Here is a 17,744-nt window from a genome sequence, read left to right on the forward strand (position 1 = left end):
TCACACGACACCAACGAAAGGAAAACCACATGCCATCTCCGTACACCTTTGCCGATCCCCGGCTCGCCAAGCTCGATGGGTTCAAGGTCGAGATCGACGAGGCGCATGAGCGCGCCGACATCATACTCGGCCGGCCGCCCTATAACGTCGTCTCGATGCCGCAGCGCGATCAGCTACGGCTGACCTTCGAGACGCTCGACGAAGATCCGCGTGTTCGCGTCATCGTGTTGCGGGGCGAGGGCGACCATTTCTCCAGTGGCGGCAATATCGGCGGCTTCATGGAAGCGAGCCCGGAGCACGTATCAAAACTGGCCTGGAATATCGCCGCGCCCGCACGTTGCGCCAAGCCGGTGATTGTCGCCAATCGCGGCTATTGCTTCGGCGTCGGATTCGAGCTGTCGCTCGCCTGCGACTTCCGCATCGCTTCCGAAACCACGCAATACGCCTTGCCGGAGCAGAAGCTCGGACAGATCCCGGGGTCGGGAGGATCGGCACGTCTGCAGAAAATGGTCGGTATCACCCGCACCAAGGACATCGTGATGCGCTCCAAGCGGATCTCGGCGAAGCAGGCGCTGGAGTGGGGGATTGCGACCGAATGCGTGCCGGACGCCGAGCTTGAGAAGGCGACGGACCGGCTGGTCGACGAGCTGCGCACCTTCTCGCCTTTGGCGCAGCGTACCGCGAAGAAGCTCCTGAACGACACCGAAGACTCGACGCTCACGATCGCCATCGAGCTCGAGGGCCATTGCTACAGCCGGCTGCGTCAGTCCGAGGACTTCAAGGAAGGCGTCGAAGCCTTCAACGCCAAACGTCCGCCCAAGTTCGTCGGGCGCTGACGACAGGGAAGACGACTAACAACGCCGCGGACGGCGGTCAGCCGCCGCGGCAATCTTCGACGGGGAGGGAAATATGGCTGAGATGGACGTGTCCGTCGCGAATGTGCGGACGTCGGCAGACAATCGACAGATGGTCAACGCGATCATTGCCTCGGTGCTCGGCTGGGCGCTCGATCTTTTTGATTTGTTCATTCTGCTCTATGTCGCGCCGGTTGTCGGCGCATTGTTCTTTCCATCGAGCAATACGGCGCTGTCGCTGGCCGCAGTGTATGGATCGTTCGCCGTCACGCTCCTGATGCGGCCGCTCGGCTCGGCCGTATTCGGCCATTATGCCGACGTGCACGGACGCAAGCGCGCCATGCTGGTCGCAATTTTCGGTGTCGGCATCAGCACGGCTGCGTTCGGCTTGCTGCCGACGATCGCCCAGGTCGGCGTGATCGCGCCAATCATCTTCCTGATCTTGCGCCTGGTGCAGGGTGTATTCGTCGGTGGGGTGGTGGCCTCGACCCATACCATTGGCACGGAATCTGTGCCCGCAAATTGGCGCGGGGCGATGTCCGGCCTGGTGGGTGGCGGCGGCGCCGGGATCGGCGCGTTGCTGGCGTCGTTCGTGTTCCTGATCACCTCCTCGATCTTTCCCGGTGAAGCCTTCGCGGAGTGGGGCTGGCGCGTGATGTTCTTCTCCGGCCTGCTGAGCTCTTTGCTCGGCTGGTTCATCTTCAAGAACCTCGAGGAATCGCCTTACTTCAAGGAGCTGAAGCGGCAGCAGAAGACACGTAAGGCAGAGGCGTCCAAGGCTCCGGTTAAGGAGATTTTTTCAGGAGAGTACCGCAGGATCCTGCTGCTCAATATCCTGATCACGTTCGGCGGCGGAGCGGGCTATTATCTGACCTCCGGATATCTTCCGAGCTTCTTGAAGATCATCAACGCGGTCCCGAACCAGACCTCATCGCTGATTCTGATGGGCGCCAGCGTCTCGTCGTTCTTCTCGGCGGTTCTGATCGGATCGCTGAGCGACAAGATCGGGCGGAAGAAGACCTTTCTCCTGGTCGGGGCAGCTGCCATCGTGCTGCTTCCGCTGTGCTATCTGGGCCTTGCCGCGACGAAGGACATCACGCAGATCACGCTCTATGCGCTGGCGATCGCCTTCATCGGCAATGCCGGCTATGCACCGGTGCTGATCTTCCTGAACGAGCGCTTCCCGACGGCTGTGCGCGCGAGCGGTACAGGGCTGTCCTGGAACATCGGCTTTGCGCTCGGCGGCATGATGCCGACCTTCGTGTCGCTGGTGAGTGCCGGCGCCGCGCAGATTCCGACATCGCTCGCCATCTTCTCGGTTGCGGTCTTCGCGATCTACCTGATCGGGGCAATCGTGATCCCAGAGACCAAGGGCGACTTCAAGTGAGGACTAGTGGCGGCGCGGTCGGGCCGCGCCGCCACGATCGAAAGTTAGGTTCGGATATTATGTCTCTTCATGCTCTCAATCTGATCGACGGCGTCTGGCAACCGGCATCCTCCGGTGAAACGGTGCCGAGCATTGATCCTTCCAATCAGGCGGTGGTCGGCCGCGTCGAGGCCGGCGGAAAGAAAGACGCGGAAGCGGCGGTATCGGCCGCACGCGGCGCTTTCGAGCGCGCGGGCTGGTCGCAGAATCCGCGGCTTCGCCAGCTGGTCATGCTGAGATGGGCGGACCGGATGGAGCAGCGCGGCGCGGAACTGGCGCGCCTTCTCACGCTGGAGAATGGAAAGCCGCTTGCGCAGTCGCGCGGCGAGATCGAGGGCAGCGTCTCGGAGATACGTTACTACGCGGGATTGACGCGTCATATCCCCGGACACGTTCTCGAGGTCGAACCGGGTACGTTCTCCACGATGCTGAAAGAGCCGGCAGGCGTCGCCGGCCTGATCATCCCGTGGAATGCACCCGCGGTGTTGCTTATCCGCGCATTGACGCCGGCCCTTGCCGCCGGGTGCACGGCGGTAATCAAGCCCGCGCCGCAGACGGCATTGGTTACGGCCGAGATCATCAAGTGCCTTAGCGACGTCGAGCAGCTTCCTGCCGGCGTCGTCAATCTCGTCAACGAGCAGGGGCACGAGGTGGCGGAATATCTCGTCACTTCGCCCGAAGTCGACGTGCTCAGCTTTACCGGCTCGAACTCGACCGGGCAACGCATCATGGCTGCGGCTGCGCCGACCATGAAGAAACTGTCGCTTGAGCTCGGCGGGAAGTCGGCCTGTCTCGTCTTTGAAGATGCAGATATCGCGACCGTGGCACCAAAGCTCGCTGCCGCTGCGACCATCATCTCCGGACAGCAATGTACGGCCGCGCGGCGTGTTCTGGTACATGCGTCGCGTTATGAGGAGATGAAGGCAGCGCTGCGGTCCTCTCTCACAAACCTGAAAATCGGCTCCGGCCTCTCGGCAGAGACGAACATGGGTCCGTTGATCGATGCGGCGTCGCTTGCCGCAGTCTCGCACAGGATCGACGATGCGATGGCTGCAGCGGACGAGGTTGTCCTGCGTGGCGGACGGCCGAACGGAGATCTGGCCAAGGGATTCTTTCTGACGCCGACGCTGGTTGCGCATCGCGATACTTCGGGATTCTTCGTGCAGGAGGAGATCTTCGGCCCGTTTGTCGTTCTGGAGAGGTTCGAGGACGAGCAGGAGGCGGTTGTCCGCGCCAATCACAGCGAATACGGCCTCTCTGCCAGCGTCTGGACCCACGATGGCGCGCGCGCGATGCGCGTCGCACGCGCTTTGCGCAATGGCACGGTGTGGATTAACGAGCATAACAGGCTGTTTGCCGAAGCGGAAACCGGTGGATACCGCCGCAGCGGACTAGGCCGGCTGCACGGTTACGATGGGCTGATCGACTTCCTCGAGATCAAGCACATCTATCAGAACTGCGGCACTGTCTAGCTAGCTAGCGGCCGCTACTGACGCCTATCGGTGACCGGCAGGCAGCGCGTCACGCGATAGGTGAACAGGGCCGGATCCCGGGTCGGTCGGATGGTCAGCGTGTGATCAAAAAAAGTGCAGTGCGCCCTGTTTTCACTTGATTCTGGCGATGGTGATTTCCGCTCGCTGGTCGAAGCCGTACAGCGCCGTGGCGTGCGCGTGACAGTTGTATCCACCATCAAGAGTCATCCGTCCATGGTCGCTGACGATCTGCGTCGTCAGGCTGACGTTTTTCAGGACCTTGATGAGATGAGAGCTTTGGTCGGCCGCGACTAGTACGAGCGCCCCGCTCAGCGGGAGCCCGCGGAGCGACCGGCCCAGTCCGACCGATTCCGATCAACCGAGAGAGTCAGTTTACACGGCGCTCGCGATTGTCCCAGAACGGCTTGCGCAGCTCGCGCTTCAGCACCTTGCCGGCGCCGGAAAGCGGCAGAGGCGCCTCGGTGATCTCGATGCTTCGTGGGCATTTGTAGCCCGCGATCAGCGTCTTGGTGAACTCGATCAGCTCGCCGGCGGAGACTTCGACGCCGCTGCGCTTGACCACGACCGCATGGACCTGCTCGCCCCACTGTTCGCTCGGGATGCCGATGACTGCGCATTGCAGCACCGAGGGATGCTGCGCCAGCGCATTCTCGACCTCGATCGAATAGACGTTCTCGCCGCCGGAGATGATCATGTCCTTCACGCGGTCGACCACATAGATGAAGCCGTCCTCGTCCACATAGCCGCCGTCGCCGGTGTGCATCCAGCCATCGACGATGGCTCGCGCGGTCTCCTCGGGCCGTTCCCAATAGCCCATCATCACGTTGTCGCCGCGCACGACGATCTCGCCGACATTGCCCGAGGGCACCGGCCGCTCGTTCTCGTCGACGATACGCACTTCGCAGCCAAGGGTGGCGCGGCCCGCGCCGCGGTGGCGACCCTTCTTGCGTCCCTCGCCGATATGCTCCTTCCAGTGCAGAAGCGTCGCGATCGGCGACAGTTCGGTCATGCCGTAGGCCTGCGTGAACTGAACAAGCGGCAGCGCCCGCGCGGCGCGGTCAAGCACCGCCTCGCTGATCGGCGATGCGCCATAGACGATGTTCTTGAGCGAGGACAGGTCATAGCTGCCGATCGCCGGGTGATCGACCAGCATCTGGATCATGGTCGGCACCAGCAGCACATCGGTGACACAATGGCTCTGGATCGCGGCCGCAACGGCGTCGGGCGTAAAGCCCTGTATGATCACATTGGAGCCGCCGGAGAGGAGCAGCGAATACATCGCCGCTCCGTTGGCGAGATGGAACATCGGTGCGGCATGCAGATAGACCGAGCTTGCCGGAAACAGCCCTTCACCGAGCGCATTGAGGGCATTCGCCATCAGATTATGGTGGCTGAGCATCACGCCCTTGGAGCGCCCCGTGGTGCCGCCGGTGTAGAAGATGCCGGCGAGATCCTTGCTCTCGCGCATGCTGTCGGCGACCGGCTCGCTCCTCGCGATGACGGCCTCATAGCTCTCGGTGCCCGATGGCGCATCGCCATCGTCGGCAAAGATCAACTTTAGTCCTGGGATCGCCTTCGCGAGCTGCGCGCCGGTTGGCGCAAACGCCTTGTCGACGAAGAGGACGCTGGCGCGGCAGTCGCGCAGCGCATCCTCATTCTCCAGCGCGCTCCAGCGGATGTTGAGCGGCACGATCACCGCGCCGGCCCAGCCGACCGTGAGATAGAGCTCGAGATAGCGGTCGGAATTGAGCGACAGCACCGCGACGCGATCGCCATCGGCGACGCCGCGCGCCCGCAAGCCTCCGGCGAGTCGCGCGACCCGTTCTCCCACGACGCGCCAGGTGCGTCGTCGCTCGCGGCATACAGTGGCCAGTCCATTCGGGTTGATCTGCAGCGCCCGCCGCAATCCGTGGGTGATGTTCATTAAGACGCTCCTCCTGTGCGTTTCTTCCCTGGTGCCTTGCGCCTTGTTTCGCGCCGCAAGGGCGCGCTCGGCGTCTTTTGTTTTGAGTTGTGATTGGGAATTGCGACCGCAGCCAAGCCTTCGGTCAGCCGGGCCGTGAATTCGTCGGCGATGTCGGTCGGCGACGATGTGCCGTCGCGCCGGTACCAGTGCCCGATCCAGTTCAGCGCGCCCGCGATCGCGAAAGCAGCAAGCTTCGGATCGCAGCGCTTGATCGAGCCGTCGGCGATGCCGCTCGAAATATACTTGCGGAATGTCGCATCGATCCGTTTCTTGGCGGCGCGCGCGATGCCGGCGTCCTTCTCGGCAAGATCGCGCAGGTCGAAGCGCACCAGGCTCGCGCCGAAATCGGTCGCCATCAATTCCGCATAGGAATGCACCAGCTTGCGCAGCTTGATGAGGCCCGAACCGCCGCTGGCATTGATCTCGGTGATGACGCTGTCGACGAGATCTGCGCCCATCGACCAGCACTCGAACAGGATCTCGTGCTTGCTGCGGAAGTAATTGTAGAGCGCGGGCTTGGTGATGTTCAGCCGCTCGGCGACGTCATTCAATGTCGCACGGTGATAGCCCTGCTCCAGGAAAAGCTGCACCGCCGTGCGTAGCACCGCCTCGCGCTTCTCGTCGCGGGCGCGGCGCCGGCTTTCGAATGGCAGCCAGGGGGAAGACGGCAGGGCGGGGGATCCTGAATCCATGCTCGGACGCGTTGACTCCAGGTGACGGCAGACTGTAATCTTACCCATGGGTAAGAAAAAGTCCAACGGGTAATTTATTCGGAGGAAAGTGATGTCCGAGGTAATCGTCGCCGGTGTCGGCATGATCCCCTTCGCCAAACCTGGCGCCAGCGCGCCCTATCATGCGATGGGTGCGGAAGCGACGAAGCTGGCGCTGGCTGATGCGGGGCTCGACTACAGCGCGATCCAGCAGGCCTATGTCGGCTACGTCTATGGTGATTCTACCTGCGGGCAGCGCGCGCTCTATCAGGTCGGAATGACCGGCATTCCGATCTTCAACATCAACAACAACTGCTCGACCGGCTCGACCGCGCTGTTCATGGCGCGGCAGATGATCGAAAGCGGCGCGGCGGATTGCGTGCTGGCGGTTGGTTTCGAGCAGATGAAGCCCGGCGCGCTCGGCAGCGTCTACACCGACCGCCCGAGCGCGTTCGAGGAATTCGACGCGGCGGCGGACCGGCTGATCGACGCGCCCGGCATTCCGCTCGCGCTGCGCTATTTCGGCGGGGCGGGCCTTGCCCACATGCAGAAATACGGCACGCCGCTCGACGCTTTTGCCAAGGTGCGCGCGAAAGCGAGCCGCCATGCGGCGAACAACCCGCTGGCGATCTTCCGCAAGGAGGTCACCGCTGATGCCGTGATGAACGATCAGGTGATCTGGCCTGGGGTGATGACGCGCTTGATGGCCTGCCCCCCGACCTGCGGTGGCGCGGCGGCGGTGCTGGTGTCGGATCGGTTCGCCGACAAGCACGGCATTGCCAGGACGGTGCGGATCGCCGCACAGGCCATGACAACCGACACGCCCTCGACCTTCGGCGCCGGCGACATGATGCGCCTGGTCGGCTACGACATGGCGTGCGCGGCAGCAAAGCGCGTCTACGAGAGCGCGGGCATCGGGCCTGAAGATCTCGACGTGGTCGAACTGCACGACTGCTTTGCCCACAATGAGCTGATCACCTATGAGGCGTTAGGGCTCTGCGGCGAGGGCGAGGCGGCGAAGTTCATCGACGACGGCGACAACACCTATGGCGGCCGGATCGTGACCAATCCCTCCGGCGGGCTGTTGTCCAAGGGCCATCCACTCGGCGCTACGGGTCTTGCACAGTGCTACGAACTGACGCGGCAGCTACGCGGCATGGCCGGCCCGACGCAAGTCGAGGGCGCAAAGCTAGCGCTGCAGCATAATCTCGGCCTCGGCGGCGCCTGCGTCGTCACGCTCTATCAGCGTCATTGATGCCGGCCATGGTCGATCAATCCGCCGTGGGCCGGCACTTCACGCCCGTGACCGCGCGCGTGGAGCCGGGTCGGCTGCGCTACTTCCTCAACACGCTTGGCGAGACCAACCCGGTCTACCGCGATGAGGCGGCTGCGCGCGCGGCGGGGTTCGCAGCAACGCCGGTGCCGCCGACTTACCTGTTCTGCCTGGAAATGATGGGTGCCGCAGAGCCGTTCGAGATGCTGACGGCGCTCGGCATTGATCTCGCCCGCGTGCTGCATGGCGAGCAGAGCTTCGTCTACCACGCGCCGGTCGTGATCGGCGACCTCCTGACCTTCCGCCCACGAGTTACAGCCGTCACCGAGAAGAAGGGTGGCGCGCTGACACTGGTCGTCATCCAATGCGAGGTGACCAACCAGGACGGCGTGCATGTCGCCGACACCGCGCGCACCGTCGTGGTGCGCAACCAGGTGGCGCCATGACGGAAATCGGCGAGATCAGAATCGGCGACCGCCTCGTCCACAAGACGTTCCCGCCGATCACCCGGCATACGCTTGCGCTTTATTGCGGCGCTTCAGGCGATCACAATCCGATCCATGTCGATATCGATTTCGCCAGGAGCGCCGGATTCCCTGACGTGTTCGCCCACGGCATGCTGGTCATGGCCTGTCTTGGCCAGGCGGTGACGGATGCGGTGCCACCGGCGCGGCTGCGCGCGTTCGCGACGCGGTTTGTGGCCATCACCCAACTCGGTGCGCGGCTGACATGCGAGGGCACTGTGGCCGAGTTGTTCGAGGAGAACGGCGAGCGCAGAGTCAGGCTCGCACTTACCACCAAAGACGAGCGCGGCGAGGTCAAGCTCGAAGGCAGCGCCGTCATCGCGCTCTAAGGAAGGACATGCTCATGGCAAGGCTGGAAGGCAAGATCGCGCTCGTCACCGGCTCCGGCCGCGGCATCGGGCGCTCGATCGCGCTCAAGCTTGCGCGCGAGGGCGCGAAAGTCGTGGTCAACGATCTCGACGCCGAGCCTAGCGATGCCGTGGTGGCGGAGATCAAGGGGCTTGGCGGCGATGCGGTCGCAGTGAACGGCAGCGTCGCGGAGGCAGGCTTTGCCGACCGCTTTGTTGGCGCTGCGTTGGAAAGGTTCGGCGGCCTCGACATCATCGTGAACAATGCCGGTTACACCTGGGACTCCACGATCCAGAAGATGACGGATGAGCAGTTCCAGGCGATGCTCGACGTGCACCTCGTGGCGCCGTTCCGCATCCTGCGTGCCGCCGCCGAACCGATCCGGGTGTTTGCCAAGCAGGAGGCGGAGCAGGGGCGCGAGGTGTTTCGCAAAATCGTGAACATCTCCTCCATCGCCGGCCTCTACGGCAATGCCGGGCAGGCGAGCTATTCCTCGGCCAAGGCCTCGCTGGTCGGCCTGACACGAACGCTGTGCAAGGAATGGGGGCGCTACAAGGTCAACGTCAATTGCGTCGCCTTCGGCCTGATCAACACCCGTCTGACGCAGCCGATCGAGGCGCAACAAAAGACGATTGACGTCGCCGGCCACGAGATCAAGGTCGGCGTACAGCCGCAGATGCTGGAGATGATGGCACGAATGATTCCGCTCGGTCGCGGCGGTACACCTGAAGAGGCAGCGGATGCTGTCTATCTGTTCTGCAGTCCGGAATCCAATTATATCAGCGGCCAGGTCGTCGTTGCCGGCGGCGGCCTCATCGTCTGAGAGCAGGGGGTTTCATGGAATACCGATCGTCCTGGATGACCGAGGAACTGGATACGTTCCGTGACCAATTCCGGAAATTCCTGGCCAAGGATCTGGCGCCGCACGCTGAGAAATGGCGCGACCAGAAAATGGTCGACCGCTTCGCCTGGCGCGCGCTCGGCGAGATGGGGGCGCTCTTGCCCAGCGTGCCGGAGGCTTATGGCGGGTTAGGGGCCACCTTCGCCTATGATGCCGCGGTGCTCGAGGACCTCGAGAGCACAATGCCGGAAGTCACGACCGGCGTCTCCGTGCACAGCGCCATCGTCGCCCACTACATTCTGAACTACGGCTCCGAGGAGCAGAAGAAGCGCTGGCTGCCGAAAATGGCGACCGGCGAGATGGTCGGCGCGATCGCCATGACGGAGCCGGGCACCGGCTCAGACCTGCAGAACGTCAGAACCACGGCGAAAAAGCAGGGTAATTCCTATGTCATCAATGGTCAGAAGACATTCATCACCAACGGCCAGGCCGCCGATCTCGTCATTGTCGTCGCGCGCACCGGCGAAGTCGGCGCCAAGGGCATTTCGCTGATCGTGGTCGAGACCGCGGGTGCGGCTGGCTACCGGCGCGGACGCAACCTCGACAAGATCGGGCTACACGCCTCCGATACGTCGGAACTGTTCTTCGACAACGTCACCATGCCGCCGGAAAACCTACTCGGGCTCGAGGAAGGTCAAGGCTTTGTGCAACTGATGCAGCAATTGCCGCAGGAGCGGCTGGCGCTGGCAGTCGGAGCCGTCGCCTCGATGGAGCGTGCGGTCAAGCTGACCTCGGATTATACCAAGCAGCGGACCGCGTTCGGCAAGCCGCTCCTGGACTTCCAGAACACCGCCTTCAAGCTCGCCGAGCGCAAGACGGAGGCGATGATCGCGCGCATTTTCGTCGACTGGTGTATCGAGCGCCTGATCACCAAGGACCTCGATACCGTCACCGCTTCGATGGCCAAGTGGTGGTGCTCGCAAAAGCAGGTCGAAACCGCCGACGAATGTCTGCAACTGCACGGCGGCTACGGCTACATGCAGGAATACCCGATCTCCCGCATGTTCGTAGATTCGCGGATCCAGAAGATCTACGGCGGCACCAACGAGATCATGAAGCTCTTGATCGCGCGGTCGTTGTAGCAATTCCGCCGCCGCTGCAAACGACCGCGCTCCGGCGCCGGCGCCGGCGACGAAGCCACGGCGGTGAATGCCTTTCCGCTGCGGCATGCCCTTCTCCTCGCGTGAATGTCACCGCAACCTTCTGCGAGCGCTTCGGTTGCTAATTGAGGATAGGCGAGTTCGTATGCTTGCCAGTTCCCAACCCAGCTACGCGAAGGGAGCTATCATGGACATTTTGGATCGACGAACGCTGATTGCGGCGGCCGCCGCCTGTGGCGCGACCGCCGCGGCCGCAGCAAAGAATAGCAACGAACCGCTCATTGGCGCTAAAGGAGCGCCAATCATCGGCCCCCGGAATGTCGAGCGGGAGCAGCAAAACCCCGATATTCTCCGCCCGCCGTCCACCGATCACGGCTCGATACCAAATCTGCGCTTCTCCTTCGCAGACGCACACATGAAAATTCGAGAAGGCGGCTGGTCTCGCGAGGTAACGGTAAGGGAGTTGCCGGTAGCGACGACCATGGCCGGTGTTAACATGCGTTTGAAGTCGGGCGCGGTGCGCGAACTGCACTGGCACAAGCCGGCAGAATGGGCATTCATGCTCGCCGGCCGAGCCAGGATCACCGCTGTCGATAATGACGGGCATAACTTCATCTCCGATGTGAAGGCGGGAGATCTCTGGTATTTTCCGTCAGGCATTCCCCACTCCATTCAGGGCTTGCCGGAAGATGGCTGTGAATTCCTGCTGGCCTTTCCTGACGGAAGCTTCTCCGAAGACAGCACTTTCGCGATTACTGATCTGTTTGCTCATACGGACCGGGGCGTGCTTGCGAAGAACCTGAAGCTGGACGTCAAGCAACTGGATCAGATTCCGACAGAGGAACTGTTCATCTTCCAGTCCGATCCACCTCCGCCAATTGACGCCGACCGTATCGAAGATTCCCTCGGAGGTGTCCCGCAGGACATGGCGTTCGGGTTAATGGAGCAGCAGCCCACGATCTCCCCGGGAGGGCGAGTGCGGATCGCTGACACGCGCAACTTCCCGATCTCCACAGATGTTGCCGCGGCGCATGTAGAAGTCGACCCAGGTCACATGAGGGAGATTCACTGGCATCCCAACGCGGACGAGTGGCAGTTCTACATCTCCGGTAAAGCGCGGATGACGGTCTTCGCTGCCGAGGGCAATGCGCGCACCTTCGATTATCAGGCCGGCGATGTCGGATATGTGCCCAAGTCGATGAGCCACTTCATCGAGAACACCGGCGGTGAGCCCCTGCAGTTCCTCGAGCTGTTTAGGTCGCCGAGATTCATGGATGTATCTCTGGCTCAGTGGATGGCCCTGACGCCGCATGAGTTGGTCAAAGCGCACCTCAAGATCGATCGTTCGGCTCTCGAGGCAATTCGCAAGGACAAGCAGCCGGTGATCTGAAGGCGCGGAGCATCAAAGCCAGCGCAAAGTTATCGTTGCCTTCTTGCGAGGTACGAGCGAGAGAATGGCGTAGGGGCGGCCATGCGCAACAATGTGTGTGGCTCTACCTGACCTGCGATTGAAATTGGCGGTGCTTGACCGCCGTCAGCCCGACGACGATCGCACAGCACAGCGCGTTGAAGCCGTTGGTCAAGCCGAGCGTCATGTCCCCGAGATTGGAAAACGAGTAGACGGCCGTTGATCCGTTCGCGGCAGTCCACAGAAACCAGGTCGAATAGGAAATGGCCGAGGCGCCATTGGTATCATGCGCGATCCTGTAGATCTGCGGCAGATAGGAAATGACCCGCAGAGCGTTGAAGACCGTAAACAGGTAGTACGTTACATCCGAAAACATCATTCGTGCACCCGGCTCTTGTTCGATCTCAACGAGAGCTCTTCATGAACGCTCGGCCCGCTTTGCGGTGCGCCGCTCGTCGATCGCTGTACTTTCGAAATTTTAGCCAACTCTGCTACCGGATCATGACGTGCTGCAGACTGAGCGGCTACATCGGTAACCGAGACGCACCGCCGCTTAAGGTGCGCGATACATCCTGCGCGCAGCGGCGTCGCGCTAGCCGTCTTCAAGGCCGCAGATGCCGGGGTGGAATGCGCTTGACATAACAAAACTATGCCGTATCATTTTTTGGGAATCTGGGATGATGAGCGGAGCTTCCCGCCCACTCGGCTTGGCGCTCCTTGCTAAGCTCACGCGGTCTTTACCCATAACCGGTGGATAGTTGAAGCCGAGTTCAGCCAGCACATGGTCAACTGCGATATTGAGCTGGTTCGTACAGTCACGTCAGTGACCAGGTCACGAGAACCGGTGAATGATTACCTGCATTCTCCTCAACAATAGCCGCCGCGCATGAGACTCAGCATTCCATTGCCGTTTTCGGTGCTGCTCCTTGTTTTGCTTTCTCTCCAGGAGGCTATCGCGCACGCCATCGTGATCAAGTCGTCGCCCGCGGCTGACGCGGTTGTGCCTGCTGGCAATGTGCCGGTTCATCTGCAGTTCAACAGTCGGATTGATCGCGATCGTTCGAAAGTGACGCTGATCGGCGCTGGTGGGACAGAGCAGCGGCTCGCACCGGCGGCCGATTCGCCACCCGACGCGCTGGATGCGGAGGCAAAAGGTCTCAGCCCTGGTGCTTGGCGTCTGCGCTGGCAGGTGCTGAGCGTCGACGGGCACATCACGCGTGGCGATATTCGGTTCACCGTGCGATAGCCGTGTCGCTCTTTCTCGACATATTCGGCTACCTGTCCGTCGTTCTGCGGGGTCTGATTCTCACGAGCCAGACTTTCACGCTCGGCACGCTTGCCTTCCTGCTTGTGCTGCTGCAACCGCTCCAGCCCTGGCTTTCCGTCGGGAGCGCCAAGATTGGCAGCCACTGCCGGACTTTTCTTGTTATCAGCTCCTTCCTCCTGGGCATCTTCACGCTTTGCTCGCTCGTACTTAACGCGCTCGCGCTTGTCGGCACGCTCGAGCTGTCGTGGGCGGAGGCGGCCGGGGCCGGTTTCGTACGAGCGGACCTCGTGATCGCCGCTTGCGCCTTCCTCATTGCTCTCCTCGCAAGGAGGTCGTGGACAACGTCACGACTTCTCTTTCTTGTCGGCCTCGCCGCCGTGATCTTGATCGCGCAGCTTTCGGTCACTCACGCGGCGAGTCGTCTCGAACTGCGATGGCCCTACCTCGTCGCGGGCGGGCTGCACATGCTCGGTGCCGCGGTCTGGATCGGAGGCCTGCCTTGCTTCCTGATTGCGCTCAACCTCTGTCAAGATCCGGTTGACTGGAAGCTGATCGGGCGGCGCTATTCGGTGATGTCGATGGCATCAGTGGGCGCCATCCTCGTCGGCGGCACCGTGATGTCGATCGGCTATATCGGCTCCTTCGAGGCGATCTACGGCACCGCCTATGGCGTCATGACAAGCGCGAAGGTCTGTCTGCTGCTGATGCTGCTCGCCCTGGGCGCCTTCAACTTCTTCACCGTCGACCGGCTGCGCCGCGATGCGTCAACGCCGATCCTCCGACTGAAGCGGTTCGCCGAAGTGGAAATCGGCATCGGTGCGGCTGTGCTCTTTGCCGCCGCCTCCCTGACGTCGCTGCCGCCGGGCATCGATCTGGCGCAGGACCGGGTGAGCTGGTCCGAGATCGTCGAGCGGTTCACGCCGCAATTCCCGATCCGCCTGTCAAGCCCTGATTACGACAAGCTCACCGTCGCGGAATTGCAGGCAAAGATTGCTGCGGCTGATGCGCAGCGGACAACGGCACCGCTGGCCTATGTCCCAGGCGAAGGCACGATCCTGCCCCGCAACGCCGCGGATGTCGCCTGGTCGGAATTCAACCACCATTGGGCGGGGATATTCGTCGTCCTCATCGGCCTTCTCGCCCTGATCCAGCATTTTCGTTGGGGCCGGTGGGCAAGGCATTGGCCGCTGCTTTTTCTAGCGATGGCAACGTTTCTGTTCTTCCGTGCCGACGAGGCGGCGTGGCCGCTCGGACAGTTCGGCTTTTTCGAATCGCTGCGTGATCCCGAGATCGCACAGCATCGCATCTTCGTGTTGCTGATCGTCGTGTTTGGTCTGTTCGAGTGGCGCGTGCAGGTCGGCGGGCTCAGGAACAGCAACGCGGCGCTGGTGTTTCCTCTGACCACCGCGATCGGCGGCGCGCTGCTGCTCACCCATTCCCATGCCATCGCTAACATCAAGGACCAGCTCCTGATCGAGATGAGCCACACGCCGCTGGCGCTATGCGGAATCCTCGCCGGATGGGCGCGCTGGCTGGAGCTCCGTCTCGACGGCAAGGCAAGCCGCATCGCCTCCTGGATCTGGCCCGTGGCATTCATCCTGGTCGGGCTGATCCTGCTCGATTATCGGGAGGCTTGACCCAAACGTCGGTTAACGTTTCGCGGCCATCAGTTGCTTGGCAAGGCGCCGTGTTCGAATAGACTAGACCTAACTGAGATGACTTGACGGCGCAGCATCGGCCGGGGAGTTGTCTTGCAAACTGGGTCTCGCGGGACGGAGCCGAGCCATATGAGTTTCCATTCAATCTACCGCCACGGCTTCGCCCGGGCCGCTGCCTGCGTCACGGTGTCCCGTGTCGCCGATCCGGCCGCCAACGCGACCGCGATCATCGAGGCGGCCCGCGCCTGCCACAAGCAGTCGGTGGCAGCAGCGGTATTTCCCGAACTGTGTCTCTGCGGCTATGCGATCGAAGATCTGGTCATGCAGGATCCGCTCCTGGATGCGGTGGAGCGAGGGCTGGCGAGCGTCCGGGCGGCATCGGCCGAGCTGATGACCGTTCTGATCGTCGGCGCGCCGCTGCGTCATGGGGCACGGATCTACAATTGCGCTGTTGTCATTCACCGTGGTCGCATTCTCGGCGTCGTTCCCAAGACGTACCTGCCGACCTATCGGGAGTTCTACGAAACCCGTCACTTTGCCTCCGGCGCGGGATTGACCGGGTTGGAGATCACAATTGGCGATGTTCGCGCTCCCTTCGGCGTCGACCTGCTCTTTGAGGCCGACGATGTTCCGGGACTGACCATCGGCGTCGAGATCTGCGAGGATATGTGGATCCCGGTGACGCCGGGATCGGAACTTGCCTTGGCCGGAGCGACCGTGCTCGCCAATCTCTCCGGCAGTCCGATCACGATCGGCCGGGCGCTGTCGCGTGATCTCTTATCGCGATCCTGCTCCGCACGCTGCCTCGCCGCCTATGTCTATGCCGCGGCGGGAATCGGGGAATCGACCACCGATCTGGCCTGGGATGGCCAGACCTCCATTTTCGAAAATGGCGTGCTGCTGGCGGAGGGTGAGCGTTTCCGGCAGGACGGACAGATCACGATCGCCGACATCGATCTGGATCTGCTGCGTCAGGAGCGCTCGCTGATGAGCACCTTCGACGACAATCGAAGGCAGAAGAGTGCCGGCTCCTATCGGAGGATCGGTTACGCGCTGCGGCCTCCGATGACGGACATCGGATTTGCGAGGAAGGTCGAGCGCTTCCCGTTCGTGCCCAGCGATCAGAGCCGCCTCAATCAGGATTGCTACGAGGCCTACAATATCCAGGTTGCGGGCCTGGTGCAGCGGCTGCGGGCCATCGGCACCAAGCGCGTCGTGATCGGCGTGTCCGGCGGGCTCGATTCCACGCACGCCCTGATCGTTGCCGCCAAGGCGATCGATCTTCTCGGATTGCCGAGATCGAACATTCTTGCCTACACGCTGCCGGGCTTTGCGACCGGCAGCGAAAGCAAGGCCAATGCTCTGGCCTTGATGCAGGCGCTGCAGGTGAGCGCCGGCGAGCTCGATATCCGCCCAGCCGCCACGCAGATGCTCCGCGACATCGATCATCCCGCAGGGCGGGGCGAGCCGGTCTATGACATCACCTTCGAGAATGTGCAAGCGGGGCTGCGCACCGACTATCTCTTCCGCCTCGCCAATTATCGCGGAGGGATCGTGATCGGCACCGGCGATCTCTCCGAGCTGGCGCTCGGATGGTGCACCTATGGTGTCGGCGACCAGATGGCGCATTATAACGTCAACGCCGGCGTGCCGAAGACGTTGATCCAGCACTTGATCCGCTGGGTCATCGCGACCGAACAGTTCGACGATGAAGTCGCAAAAACGTTGCGCGCCATTCTCGCCTCGGAGATCTCGCCCGAGCTGGTACCTGTTCAGGCCGGCGAGACCCCGCAGAGCACGGAAGCGGCCGTGGGGCCGTATGAGCTGCAGGACTTCAATCTGTTCTATACGCTTCGGTTCGGCTTCCGGCCGTCGAAGATCGCATTCCTCGCCTGGCATGCCTGGAACGACGTTGCCAAGGGCGAATGGCCAGCCGCGTTTCCCACTGACCGGCGCAAAGCCTATCCGCTTGCCGATATCAGGCGCTGGCTGGAGGTCTTCCTGCGGCGATTTTTCGCGTTCAGCCAGTTCAAGCGTTCCGCGATGCCAAACGGCCCCAAGGTTTCGGCCGGAGGGTCACTTTCGCCCCGCGGCGATTGGCGCGCGCCCTCGGACGCCAGCGCTGCGGCTTGGCTGGAGGATTTGGAACGAAACGTTCCGCCCGCCTGACAAGGACAGATCGATAGGCACCGCCGGAACTGATTTGCGTTGTTATTGACCAAGCTCAACGTCCCGATAGTGGAAATGCGCTGAATGAAGGTTTCCGCTCGTAGACGTGGGCATGTTCTCGAGAAGGTCGACCAATGCCCAGGAACAAGCAACGCGGTTCCTCACGGAAAGCCGGTTTCTCGGCTCGAATCGGGCCGGTAACGACGCCGGTCGCCAACAATGTCGCAGGTTCGGGTCGAAAGTCCGTCAAGCCATCGCTCACCAAGCCTTTTCATGTTGCCGTCGATCGGCAACTGAAGTCCGAGCACGAAAGCTACGAGGCCGCCGAGAAGGCCGCGATCGAAATCAAGAAGCGACATCCGAAGCTTCATGTGACGGTGTTCGACGCCAAGGCGCAGCGGCACACGCCCATCGAGTTGCCGAACGGCCGGCATGGCTCCAATCACAACCGACACGGCAATGCAACGCCGCGCAAGGCTGCCGCGACTGGACGCCATCAGTGACGGGCAGCGCATCCAATGCGGTCGCGCCCTTCGGTGCCTGAGGCATCTCTCCGGACCTTGCTAGAGGGTTTTCGAGCGAAGCATGCCCTCGGACTTGATCCGAGGGTGGACACCGGTTCGCGTGAAGAAAACGCGTCAAAACAA

General features: G+C 62.2%; 16 protein-coding genes and 1 pseudogene. 14 read left to right on the top strand and 3 right to left on the bottom strand.

Annotation, left to right across the window (positions count from 1 at the left end; all coding sequences use genetic code 11):
• Positions 1-29 precede the first annotated feature (29 nt).
• From ACZXDY_RS30415 to ACZXDY_RS30430, 4 genes and pseudogenes are all read left to right on the top strand, one after another.
• The gene (locus ACZXDY_RS30415) at positions 30-836 is read left to right on the top strand and encodes an enoyl-CoA hydratase/isomerase family protein (protein WP_028165737.1); all 807 of its coding nucleotides are present in this window, start codon (positions 30-32) and stop codon (positions 834-836) included.
• Between the two features lie 73 nt (positions 837-909).
• The gene (locus ACZXDY_RS30420) at positions 910-2,241 is read left to right on the top strand and encodes an MFS transporter (protein WP_464348044.1); all 1,332 of its coding nucleotides are present in this window, start codon (positions 910-912) and stop codon (positions 2,239-2,241) included.
• 59 nt (positions 2,242-2,300) lie between these two features.
• A complete protein-coding gene (locus ACZXDY_RS30425) occupies positions 2,301-3,752 on the top strand; it encodes an aldehyde dehydrogenase family protein (protein WP_464348045.1) in 1,452 nt (483 codons plus the stop codon).
• Between the two features lie 135 nt (positions 3,753-3,887).
• Positions 3,888-4,064, top strand: a pseudogene (locus tag ACZXDY_RS30430) (NYN domain-containing protein); the annotation flags it as partial.
• Positions 4,065-4,140: 76 nt separating this feature from the next.
• Here the strand turns inward: ACZXDY_RS30430 and ACZXDY_RS30435 are convergent.
• Positions 4,141-5,697, bottom strand: coding sequence for an acyl-CoA synthetase (locus ACZXDY_RS30435; RefSeq protein WP_464348046.1), 1,557 nt, complete (start codon positions 5,695-5,697; stop codon positions 4,141-4,143).
• Complete coding sequence (locus ACZXDY_RS30440) at positions 5,697-6,431, bottom strand: TetR/AcrR family transcriptional regulator (RefSeq protein ID WP_464348047.1); 735 nt, start codon at positions 6,429-6,431, stop codon at positions 5,697-5,699. The genes ACZXDY_RS30435 and ACZXDY_RS30440 overlap by 1 nt, the downstream gene beginning before the upstream one ends.
• Positions 6,432-6,519: 88 nt before the next feature.
• On the opposite strand from ACZXDY_RS30440, the gene ACZXDY_RS30445 reads away from it, so the two are divergent.
• The 6 genes from ACZXDY_RS30445 (at position 6,520) to ACZXDY_RS30470 (ending at position 11,985) form a co-directional block, all read left to right on the top strand.
• Complete coding sequence (locus ACZXDY_RS30445; protein WP_464348048.1) at positions 6,520-7,704, top strand: lipid-transfer protein; 1,185 nt, start codon at positions 6,520-6,522, stop codon at positions 7,702-7,704.
• An 8-nt stretch (positions 7,705-7,712) separates the two neighbouring features.
• Positions 7,713-8,168, top strand: a complete 456-nt coding sequence (locus ACZXDY_RS30450; RefSeq protein WP_464348049.1) for a MaoC family dehydratase N-terminal domain-containing protein — start codon at positions 7,713-7,715, stop codon at positions 8,166-8,168.
• A complete protein-coding gene (locus ACZXDY_RS30455) occupies positions 8,165-8,575 on the top strand; it encodes a MaoC family dehydratase (RefSeq protein WP_130225016.1) in 411 nt (136 codons plus the stop codon). Before ACZXDY_RS30450 ends, ACZXDY_RS30455 begins: the two co-directional genes overlap by 4 nt.
• Before the next feature lie 14 nt (positions 8,576-8,589).
• Positions 8,590-9,417 carry an SDR family NAD(P)-dependent oxidoreductase gene (locus ACZXDY_RS30460; RefSeq protein ID WP_464348050.1) on the top strand — a complete coding sequence of 276 codons (828 nt, stop codon included), beginning with the start codon at positions 8,590-8,592 and terminating at the stop codon, positions 9,415-9,417.
• 14 nt (positions 9,418-9,431) lie between these two features.
• On the top strand, positions 9,432-10,577 hold the full coding sequence (locus ACZXDY_RS30465; protein WP_464348051.1) for an acyl-CoA dehydrogenase family protein: 1,146 nt from the start codon (positions 9,432-9,434) through the stop codon (positions 10,575-10,577).
• A gap of 205 nt (positions 10,578-10,782) precedes the next feature.
• On the top strand, positions 10,783-11,985 hold the full coding sequence (locus ACZXDY_RS30470) for an oxalate decarboxylase family bicupin (protein WP_464348052.1): 1,203 nt from the start codon (positions 10,783-10,785) through the stop codon (positions 11,983-11,985).
• 103 nt (positions 11,986-12,088) lie between these two features.
• On the opposite strand, the gene ACZXDY_RS30475 is transcribed toward ACZXDY_RS30470, so the two are convergent.
• Positions 12,089-12,382: a hypothetical protein gene (locus ACZXDY_RS30475; protein ID WP_464348053.1), complete on the bottom strand. Its 294-nt coding sequence runs from the start codon at positions 12,380-12,382 to the stop codon at positions 12,089-12,091.
• Between the two features lie 507 nt (positions 12,383-12,889).
• Here ACZXDY_RS30475 and ACZXDY_RS30480 point away from each other — a divergent pair.
• The 4 genes from ACZXDY_RS30480 to ACZXDY_RS30495 all read left to right on the top strand — a co-directional run bounded on the left by ACZXDY_RS30480 (position 12,890) and on the right by ACZXDY_RS30495 (position 17,600).
• The gene (locus ACZXDY_RS30480) at positions 12,890-13,249 is read left to right on the top strand and encodes a copper resistance CopC family protein (RefSeq protein WP_130225023.1); all 360 of its coding nucleotides are present in this window, start codon (positions 12,890-12,892) and stop codon (positions 13,247-13,249) included.
• Positions 13,250-13,251: 2 nt separating this feature from the next.
• A complete protein-coding gene (locus tag ACZXDY_RS30485) occupies positions 13,252-14,907 on the top strand; it encodes a copper resistance D family protein (protein ID WP_464348054.1) in 1,656 nt (551 codons plus the stop codon).
• Positions 14,908-15,057: 150 nt separating this feature from the next.
• Positions 15,058-17,097 (top strand): NAD(+) synthase, encoded by a 2,040-nt coding sequence (locus ACZXDY_RS30490; protein ID WP_464348055.1) that lies wholly within the window; start codon positions 15,058-15,060, stop codon positions 17,095-17,097.
• Between the two features lie 134 nt (positions 17,098-17,231).
• Positions 17,232-17,600, top strand: a complete 369-nt coding sequence (locus ACZXDY_RS30495; RefSeq protein WP_464348056.1) for a hypothetical protein — start codon at positions 17,232-17,234, stop codon at positions 17,598-17,600.
• Positions 17,601-17,744: the final 144 nt, after the last annotated feature.

The organism is Bradyrhizobium sp. LeoB3 (genome assembly GCF_055456055.1).

Coding starts and splice junctions, on each gene's coding strand:
- ACZXDY_RS30415 (WP_028165737.1), top strand. CDS start 30: ATGCCATCTCCGTACACCTTTGCCGATCCCCGGCTCGCCAAGCTCGAT.
- ACZXDY_RS30420 (WP_464348044.1), top strand. CDS start 910: ATGGCTGAGATGGACGTGTCCGTCGCGAATGTGCGGACGTCGGCAGAC.
- ACZXDY_RS30425 (WP_464348045.1), top strand. CDS start 2,301: ATGTCTCTTCATGCTCTCAATCTGATCGACGGCGTCTGGCAACCGGCA.
- ACZXDY_RS30435 (WP_464348046.1), bottom strand. CDS start 5,697: ATGAACATCACCCACGGATTGCGGCGGGCGCTGCAGATCAACCCGAAT.
- ACZXDY_RS30440 (WP_464348047.1), bottom strand. CDS start 6,431: ATGGATTCAGGATCCCCCGCCCTGCCGTCTTCCCCCTGGCTGCCATTC.
- ACZXDY_RS30450 (WP_464348049.1), top strand. CDS start 7,713: ATGGTCGATCAATCCGCCGTGGGCCGGCACTTCACGCCCGTGACCGCG.
- ACZXDY_RS30455 (WP_130225016.1), top strand. CDS start 8,165: ATGACGGAAATCGGCGAGATCAGAATCGGCGACCGCCTCGTCCACAAG.
- ACZXDY_RS30460 (WP_464348050.1), top strand. CDS start 8,590: ATGGCAAGGCTGGAAGGCAAGATCGCGCTCGTCACCGGCTCCGGCCGC.
- ACZXDY_RS30465 (WP_464348051.1), top strand. CDS start 9,432: ATGGAATACCGATCGTCCTGGATGACCGAGGAACTGGATACGTTCCGT.
- ACZXDY_RS30470 (WP_464348052.1), top strand. CDS start 10,783: ATGGACATTTTGGATCGACGAACGCTGATTGCGGCGGCCGCCGCCTGT.
- ACZXDY_RS30475 (WP_464348053.1), bottom strand. CDS start 12,382: ATGATGTTTTCGGATGTAACGTACTACCTGTTTACGGTCTTCAACGCT.
- ACZXDY_RS30480 (WP_130225023.1), top strand. CDS start 12,890: ATGAGACTCAGCATTCCATTGCCGTTTTCGGTGCTGCTCCTTGTTTTG.
- ACZXDY_RS30490 (WP_464348055.1), top strand. CDS start 15,058: ATGAGTTTCCATTCAATCTACCGCCACGGCTTCGCCCGGGCCGCTGCC.
- ACZXDY_RS30495 (WP_464348056.1), top strand. CDS start 17,232: ATGCCCAGGAACAAGCAACGCGGTTCCTCACGGAAAGCCGGTTTCTCG.